Annotated in this window: 9 protein-coding genes; 3 read left to right on the plus strand and 6 right to left on the minus strand. The window is 40.8% G+C overall.

Going from position 1 to position 8385, the window contains the following annotated elements; all coding sequences use genetic code 11:
- Positions 1 to 34: 34 nt before the first annotated feature.
- Positions 35 to 2515, plus strand: a complete 2481-nt coding sequence (locus ADIARSV_RS12980) for a ligase-associated DNA damage response DEXH box helicase (protein ID WP_016196009.1) — start codon at positions 35 to 37, stop codon at positions 2513 to 2515.
- Positions 2516 to 2632: 117 nt separating this feature from the next.
- A complete protein-coding gene (locus tag ADIARSV_RS22615; RefSeq protein WP_016196010.1) occupies positions 2633 to 2929 on the plus strand; it encodes a hypothetical protein in 297 nt (98 codons plus the stop codon).
- On the opposite strand, the gene ADIARSV_RS12990 is transcribed toward ADIARSV_RS22615, so the two are convergent.
- The 6 genes from ADIARSV_RS12990 to ADIARSV_RS13015 all read right to left on the minus strand — a co-directional run bounded on the left by ADIARSV_RS12990 (position 2884) and on the right by ADIARSV_RS13015 (position 7542).
- Complete coding sequence (locus ADIARSV_RS12990; RefSeq protein ID WP_016196011.1) at positions 2884 to 3417, minus strand: C40 family peptidase; 534 nt, start codon at positions 3415 to 3417, stop codon at positions 2884 to 2886. The two genes, ADIARSV_RS22615 and ADIARSV_RS12990, sit on opposite strands and share 46 nt — an antisense overlap.
- A 171-nt stretch (positions 3418 to 3588) precedes the next feature.
- Entirely contained in the window at positions 3589 to 4479 is an 891-nt protein-coding gene (locus ADIARSV_RS12995; RefSeq protein WP_152439878.1) for a hypothetical protein, read from the minus strand.
- A 77-nt stretch (positions 4480 to 4556) separates the two neighbouring features.
- Complete coding sequence (locus ADIARSV_RS13000) at positions 4557 to 5093, minus strand: lipocalin family protein (protein ID WP_016196013.1); 537 nt, start codon at positions 5091 to 5093, stop codon at positions 4557 to 4559.
- A 38-nt stretch (positions 5094 to 5131) separates the two neighbouring features.
- The gene (locus ADIARSV_RS13005) at positions 5132 to 5485 is read right to left on the minus strand and encodes an MmcQ/YjbR family DNA-binding protein (protein WP_040300040.1); all 354 of its coding nucleotides are present in this window, start codon (positions 5483 to 5485) and stop codon (positions 5132 to 5134) included.
- Between the two features lie 14 nt (positions 5486 to 5499).
- Complete coding sequence (locus ADIARSV_RS13010; protein ID WP_016196015.1) at positions 5500 to 7218, minus strand: S41 family peptidase; 1719 nt, start codon at positions 7216 to 7218, stop codon at positions 5500 to 5502.
- Between the two features lie 108 nt (positions 7219 to 7326).
- A complete protein-coding gene (locus tag ADIARSV_RS13015) occupies positions 7327 to 7542 on the minus strand; it encodes a CsbD family protein (protein ID WP_016196016.1) in 216 nt (71 codons plus the stop codon).
- Between the two features lie 131 nt (positions 7543 to 7673).
- On the opposite strand from ADIARSV_RS13015, the gene ADIARSV_RS13020 reads away from it, so the two are divergent.
- Positions 7674 to 8267, plus strand: coding sequence for a porin family protein (locus ADIARSV_RS13020; RefSeq protein WP_040300042.1), 594 nt, complete (start codon positions 7674 to 7676; stop codon positions 8265 to 8267).
- Positions 8268 to 8385: the final 118 nt, after the last annotated feature.

The raw sequence follows: 8385 nt of genomic DNA on the forward strand, positions 1-8385 counted from the left end.
TAGGGCTGTAGTTTATTTTGAATCAGGCGAGTTAATGAGTATAGGAGAAAAAGTAGTTGCGAATTGGTTTAAGCAGAAGAAATGGAAGCAGTTTGCTTTTCAGAAGGAGATGCAATTCGCCTACTTATCGGGCTATTCAGGGTTACTTAATGCTCCTACGGGAAGTGGTAAAACCTTCGCTTTGTTCCTGCCAATTATTGCCGAATATATTAACCGTTATCCCGATACCTACAAGACGCGCAAGAGTAACGGTTTAATGATGCTCTGGATCACTCCTTTGCGCGCGTTGACCAATGATATCCGTAAAGCTATGCAAACGGTGGTGGATGATCTTGAAATGCCCTGGACGATCGCTAGTCGCACGGGAGATACCACCGCGAAGGAAAAGGCTGCTATACAAAGGAAACAGCCGGAAGTATTGCTGACTACGCCGGAAAGCCTGCACCTGATGCTTGCACAGAAGAATTACCCTAAGCTATTTGAAAATTTGCAGGTGGTAGTGATTGATGAATGGCATGAGTTACTGGGATCTAAACGGGGTGTGCAATTGGAACTGGGTTTATCCAGACTGAAGGCAATACTTCAACAGGATGAAAATGGTGTGCATAAGGGATTACGGATTTGGGGAATCAGTGCAACAATTGGCAACTTACAGCAAGCCGCGGAAGTGCTGCTTGGACATGATGCTGACCCTTCGGGAGTTCGGCTCATTCGTGCCAACTTGGGTAAAAAGCTTCATATTGAATCCGTAATTCCTGAAAATATAGAGCAGTTCTCCTGGGCAGGACATCTTGGAATTAAGCTTTTGCCGCAGGTGATGGAAATTGTGGCCCGGAGTAAAACCACGTTGATCTTTACCAATACGCGTTCTCAGTCGGAAATCTGGTATCATGCTATTCTGGATCAGTACCCTGAATATGCGGGAATTATGGCCATGCATCATGGGTCGCTGGATAATGAGTTGCGAAACTGGGTGGAGGGTGCTTTGCATCAGGGTTTGCTCAAAGTGGTGGTCTGTACTTCGAGTCTGGATTTAGGGGTAGATTTCAGGCCGGTAGATTCGGTGATCCAGATAGGGAGTCCAAAGGGTGTCGCCCGTTTTATGCAGCGGGCAGGAAGGAGTGGACATCATCCGGGGGCGACTTCCTATGCCTGGTTTGTTCCCACGCATTCTTTGGAGCTTTTGGAGGGTGCTGCCATTAAGGAGGCGATTGAACAGGAGGTCTTTGAAAGCAGGGACCCTGTTATACTAGCGATGGATGTGCTGATGCAGTATCTGGTGACGCTGGCAGTGTCTGATGGCTTTCGTGCAGAGGTAATTTTCAAGGAATTAAAGTCTACTTATGCTTTTGCGGACCTCAGAGAGGACGAGTATGGGCAGATCCTTAATTTTATTACTAAGGGAGGTAAAACGCTATCAAAGTATGACGAGTACCTTAAAGTGGAGATCGAGGATGGCTGGTATAAAGTAAATAGTAAGCGCGTTGCAATGCGCCACCGGCTAACGATGGGCACTATTGTCAGTGATGTGAGCATCCGGGTAAAGTTTATTACCGGAGGATACCTGGGTACGCTGGAAGAGGATTTTATTGCGCGGATGAAAGTGGGAGATAACTTTTGGTTTGCAGGAAGGAGCCTTGAACTGGTGCGCGTGAAGGAGATGACAGCTTATGTAAAGAAGTCGAACCGGACAAGTGGTCGGATTCCCAGCTGGATGGGTGGACGGCTTCCGCTATCGTCGCAGCTTTCAGCCATGTTCCGGACGAAGCTGGATGAGGTGGCACATCATATTGAAAAAGATATTGAGGTTAAAACACTGCGTCCGCTTTTTGATATGCAGGCCAGGATCTCACATCTACCCTCGAGTGAAGAGTTTTTGATTGAGCGTTTTGATTCCCGGGATGGCTATCATTTATTCTTTTACCCCTTTGAAGGAAGGCTCGTACACGAGGGGATGGCTTCTTTATTTGCGTTCCGTTTATCTAAGATCAAAAATGCAAGTTTCTCTATTGCCATGAATGATTACGGCTTTGAATTGTTATCTGCTGATCCAATATTTCTGGAGGAAGCCATTGCCAAAGATCTGTTTACTTCAGAAAACTTGTTGGAGGACATACAAAGCAGTTTAAATGCGAATGAGATGGCTAGACGGAGGTTTAGGGATATTGCTCATATTGCGGGATTGGTTTTTACGGGTTTCCCTGGCAAGACCATGAAAAACAGGCATCTTCAGGCTTCTACCTCGCTTCTATTTGATGTATTTAATGAATACGAGCCGGATAATGTGTTGGTGAGACAGGCATACAATGAAGCACTGCAATTTCAACTGGAGGAGTTCCGCCTGAGGGCTGCACTTAAGCGAATTCAGGGCTTGAAGGTCATTATCACCAATTGTAAAAAACCTTCTCCTTTTGCATTTCCTATTTTGGTGGACCATTTAAGGGAAAAGCTGACAACAGAAACACTGGAAGAAAGGGTGGCAAAGATGACTTTAAAATACGCAAAGGAAGAGTAGGTAATTTGCGGGTATAGTTTTTCTCATTTTATACAAATAGTTTTACAGATCAATAGAACCTTTTCTAGAATGGATGCTGTGGCAATGTATTTGCATACTTATTCTAAAATCTACGTCATGAACTTAAAACGCACTTTCGGCACTATACTCACTATACTTGGTATTGTAGGACTTATTTATGCAGCAATTGGATTTGTGCAGCATTCAGGCACTCCAAGGGAGTTGATTGTATATGGAGTTTTGGGATTAATCTTCTTCTTTACAGGAATTGGCTTAGTCAGAAATACTGGCGATGTAGCTAAAATGTTTATAAAAAGGATTGATATGAACAGCTTATGCTTTCAGATCAATCCTCATTTTCGAACAACTTACAATTGTTCTTTCAGAGACTCAATAAGTCTTCCTCCCTTGTAATAGTAACGTTGCCAGTAAGATTCGTTAAGATTACTGATTCGCACGCCTCTGCTTGATGAAGCATGAGCAAACTTGTTATCTCCCAGATACACACCGATATGCGAAATTGCACGGCTCTTAATCTTGAAAAATACCAGATCTCCTTCTTTTAATTCATCCTTACTTACTGGATTTACCATAGTAAAAATGTTTCTGGAGTTGTTTCCGATAACCGTGTTGAACACTTTGTCGTACAGCTGAAATGCAAAACCTGAGCAATCTACTCCTCTTTGAGTGTCGCCACCTAAACGGTACGGCGTCCCAATCCAGTCATAAACAAATTGGTAAAGTTTTACATTTGAAGTAGCCGATGCGGCGATCCCCATAATCTGGGAAAAGTAGTCCTTGGCAAGGTTGTCAGGATCTTCTACAGTTTTCTTTGTTTGCGCCTGAGCTCCAGACACATAAGTTATAGCAATTAAGACTGCTATGATCGTTTTTTTCACCATTTAATCTCGTTTAACAGTTAAACATTAGTACTTTTAAACGCCCTCTTGTGACATAAGATCTGACACGAGCATTGCAAATCTAGCCAATTAAACGAAAGCTGCAAGTTAAAAGTGTATAGTATAAACAAATTTAACATTTAGAGTGTCTTGATTATGATACAATTGAGCAGGTTATTGTACCATTCCTCTTACATGAAGGGTGATTTCGGAGGGATGAAAAATATTTAATGTGGAGCCAGGAATAACGGTTAAATAATGGCTCAGGTACACGTCAACGATTCCCTGCAATACTTTTTTTCTTGATGTTTCAAACTCCGGACTCGTTATAAATTTATTAATACGCATTTTTCCATTTTGATCCACGAGTACAGAAAATGTATAAAAAAACTTTTTGTAAGCTTTATGAATCGTGATGGAATATTCGGGGAAAAGGTAGGCATCAGAAGGACTGCTATTCACTAAATTATAGGTATTTGTTTCAATGGGTACCTTATTTACCTGCATGTTTTTATTTATGCTGGTAAATTTTACAGGATTGCGGGCAGCAAAACAGCTGTCCGGGTTAAACGGATTGCGGTTAGCTCGCATCACCTTACTTCTAATGAACAAAGAGTCCGCACTGCTGGGTTGTTGGAGCTTCTGGGGATCTTGCTTTATATGCTCCTTTAAATAGGTATAGGAGTAAAATTTCATGGTCACATTAGAAAGTTGCCTGGAAACCTTCTTTTCTTCTACGGATAGAAGCTGAAAGGTAAGGCTGTCCCGATTAATCTCTTTGAGGCGGAGCCATTCGCGTGCTATATTAAATACAGAATCGTGATCATGATATACCGGATAATGAAAATAGACCTTTTTTATTGGGTTATAGATCATTACTGAATCTTCAGAAAGGAAGTAAAGTTTCCAGTCAGGTTCTTGCTGAAAGCCCTGATCATTAAAGGATAGGCCAGTATTAAACTCCCTTCTCACTTCAATAAACTGAAGCCCCAGGATACTCTTAAAGGATGGACGTTGTTTCTTTGCACCACCACTTTGCTGGTTACAAGAAAACAATGCCGTCAATAAAATGATAAATAAACAGAAAGAAGAGGATTTAACTAAGCTGTGAGCATACATAAGGGACAGCTAAGTTAATACAATCAGTCATTAGATTTTTGTGGAGTAATTTTAAGCTTGGAGATATCAAAACCTTTCCGGTCGGATATAATCAATAGTTTTTTGTACACATCCATCTCCATCCATGGTTTACGGCTCAGGATCCATAGGTACTTTCTATTTGGATGTCCGATAAGGGCATAACTGTAGTCGGGAGCAAGATCCAGGATCCAGTATTTCCCAGAAAAGGGCCATTGAAACTGAACTTCAAGCTTTGCATTTGAGTTTGCATCGGTTATTTTAGCTGTACCTATAGCTGTTTTTTCTTTTCCATTTGCGATACAGGAATTTTTAATAGAAATGGTATCGTCATCATTTAAGGTATAATAGGCGGTGGTGTAGGTGCAACCTTTCTGAAACTTTTGAGGAAAGGAGGCAATTTCATACCATTTACCCAAATACTGTTGGAGGTCGACGTATTTTACGGTATCTAAACGTTTTTGGAAAATCTTTCTGATTATAAGGGCCGCTGATCCTAAGATAAGCGACGTGGCTACGATCATCGGAGCTGATTTCTTCATATAGATTTAACAAATAATTGCAAGGAAGGTTTAGCAATTTAGATGCTACTCTGGAGTTCAAGCTGATCTTTTTTGGGTAATTTGGAAATAATCAGGTCATATGAGTCCTTTATCCAGCCTTCGAGCTGCTTGTCGGGGATAGTTCCGGAAATAAGAACCGTGTTCCAATGTACTTTGCTCATGTGATAACCGGGGAGTACGTCAGTGTATTGTTCCCGAAGTTCCTGTGCATGTTCAGGATTGCATTTCACATTGAACGAAAAAGGGGTTAAGGAAGCAAGAGTGAAAATTTTATCTTTTACTTTCATCACGAGGGTATCATCCCCGAAAGGAAAACTTTCAGTTGCGGCAGGGAGGCTAAGGCAGAACGTTCTGTAGTCTTCTATATTCATACCTGGAGAGGGATTTATTGTTCAGGAACATTAGCGGTAAAGCCTAATACCGGCTTACCAATAGATTTATATTTACCATTTCCTTTTAAGATAGAAGCGAGTACTGCTTTATCAGACAATACAGCCTCGGCTGATTTAATCTCTAAATCGGTATTAAAGGCTTGCTCCATACGCCCTTTTTGAAAGTAGTAACGGGAGACAATTTCATTTTCCAGGATCAGTTTGATTTCATCTTTAAATTGATTTAAATCATTTTGTTTGCTGGTGTAGACCTTCTTTTTCAGGGCATCGAATTCAGTTCGTATTTCAGTGAGTTTTTTCTCCTTTTCAGCTTCCTCCTGAAGTTCATTCACTAATTTCTCCGTCTTTGTAAAATAGTTATAGTCCTTGTCTGACATGTATTTTACGAAATCAGTGTACTCTATATCAGTGAGTCTGAAATCTTTGGCACTGGTCAATTGCTTGTGTGTACTGCGGTATAAAGTGGCATAATCAAATATGTAGAACTTGCTCAGTAAAGTGATCGCAATAGGGCTGTACCGTTGTTGGGCGATAAACTGATCGGGGAATATGCCACTTCCATCATAAACAAGCCGCCCTGCTTTGGTATGATATTCAGAGATTAGCGAATCGGCTACTTTAACCACTTCTCCCTGCGCTGAGCGGTGGGTATAATCCAGGGATTGGATACAACGGCCGGAAGGGGTATAGTATTTGGCCACCGTAATCTTGATCAGGCTATTGTAAGGAAGGTTAAAACTTTGCTGTACCAGTCCTTTTCCATAACTCCTTTGACCTATGATAACAGCTCTGTCGAGGTCCTGTAATGCGCCTGCAACAATTTCGGATGCAGAAGCCGACCGGCTATTGACCAGGACAACTAAGGGGATATTTGGTGCCAGAGGGGGATTGTAAGTCTTATAGGTATACGATTTTTCTTTTGTTTTACCTTTTTGTGTTACTACAGTTGTGTTTGCTGCGACAAATAGATTTACAATTTTTACTGCTTCCTGAAGGATTCCACCGCCATTGGAGCGTAAGTCAAGGATTAATCCGGAAGGTTTGCTTTTCAGAATGGTGTTTAAAGCTTCTGAGACTTCGTTACCTGAGTTTTCAAGAAACTTGTCCAGTTTGATATACCCGACATGATCGGCAATAAGTCCTGAATAGCTCACATTAGGTTGTGTAATTTCATCCCTCATGACATCGACAGTAAGAGGCGTATTTAGTCCTGGGCGGTCAACGGTAATCTTCAGGGCAGTGCCTTTAGGGCCTTTGAGCATGGTGCTTACTGACTCGTATGATTTGCCTTTTAAAGAGAGACTATTGATTGCTGTGATGACATCGCCAGCACGAAGGTCACTTTTCTGGGCAGGAAAGCCTTCAAATGTTTCTGCGATAAGAAATTTTCCATCATGCAGCTGCACACTGGTACCAATTCCTCCATATTGGGTACTCACATATTTCATGCGGTAATCTTCCATATCGGCTTCGGGAACAAACTCAGTATAAGGATCCATGCTTTCCAGCATCGCCTCAATCCCTGTCTGAATCATTTCTGAGGTATTTATTTCATCCACATAGTTGACATTTACCTCTTTATATAAGGAAGTAAAGATCTCGAGGTTTTTAGAGGCTTGAAAGTAGTCGTCGCTAAAAGCAAATAATAAAATAACCATCCCGGTGCAAGCGGTCAGTATTATTTTTTTAGCATGTTTCCTAAAGTCAAGCATAATTATGATGTTTAAAGCAGTATGCAGGATGTGCTTTCAGTAGTATAAATATACTGTTTGAAGGCGGGTTTAACCCCATTTGACCTGCATGGAATAAAAAAATTACAATTAAAGGCGGTTATTATCAATGTTTACCAATCCTTTTTCCAGGGTAAAGACGACATATTCTCTTGTTCTTTTTAATCGTCCCATAAGCCTTTGAATCAATTGTTCTTCTTCCCCGGCAGTGAATGCCAGGTCTTCTTCTGTGAGGTCTCTGTATTTGCGTTTAACCTTTAATTTTAGTCTTTCCCAGTTTTCTGAAGTGATGCTGATCTCTGCCATAATTTTATTTGACGTAAAATTATGAAATTATAAGTGTTAAATAAAGGCGATTGCTGTGTACATTTACAACTTTATGGAAGAATTGTTGTTACAATGTAAAACACACTTAATAAAACTTTAAAATTGAAATGATGAAAAAGAGTATATTATTTGGAATGATGCTGCTGATGGCTGGATCTGCAGCTTTTGCTCAGCTACCTACCTTTAATCTGGGACTTAAAGGAGGGATCAATTTCGCGAAATTAAATACTGATTTTGCAAAGGATGAAAACCGTCTTGGCTATCAGGCTGGTGCTTGGGCACGGGTTGGTATTGCCGGATTTATTATTCAGCCTGAAGCTTACCTTGCAGGAAAAGGCGGAGAGTTTAAGACGGATAATTCAAATGGACTTGAAGCTTCAGGAAAAATACGTTTTACAACCCTGGATGTTCCTGTTTTGTTGGGAACTAAAATAGGGCTTGGCCCTTTGGGTGTTCGTTTTATGGCTGGACCGGTTGTTTCTTTTGTATTGGATAAAAACCTTTCAGGAAACACTGTTCTTGAGGCTTATGATGATGACAATTACAAGGATCAGAATTGGGGCGCTCAATTTGGTGCTGGTGTTGATATCGCTAATATCACACTAGACCTGCGTTATGAAAAAGGATTAACAAATGTGAGAAGTGATGATGCAATAAAAAAACAGAACTTATGGCAATTGAGTCTTGGTTTTAAAATACTTTAATTTCAATTCGTAATTAAAATAACCGGGTTTGACTAACCAGGGCTGAAGCATGAATTAAGTGTAGCATTTTTTAACAGAATTTAATTTTAATCAGCCTCATAGGGTGCTAAATTTTAAC

Origin of the sequence: Arcticibacter svalbardensis MN12-7, from assembly GCF_000403135.1 — a bacterium.
Taxonomy (GTDB): Bacteria; Bacteroidota; Bacteroidia; order Sphingobacteriales; family Sphingobacteriaceae; genus Arcticibacter; species Arcticibacter svalbardensis.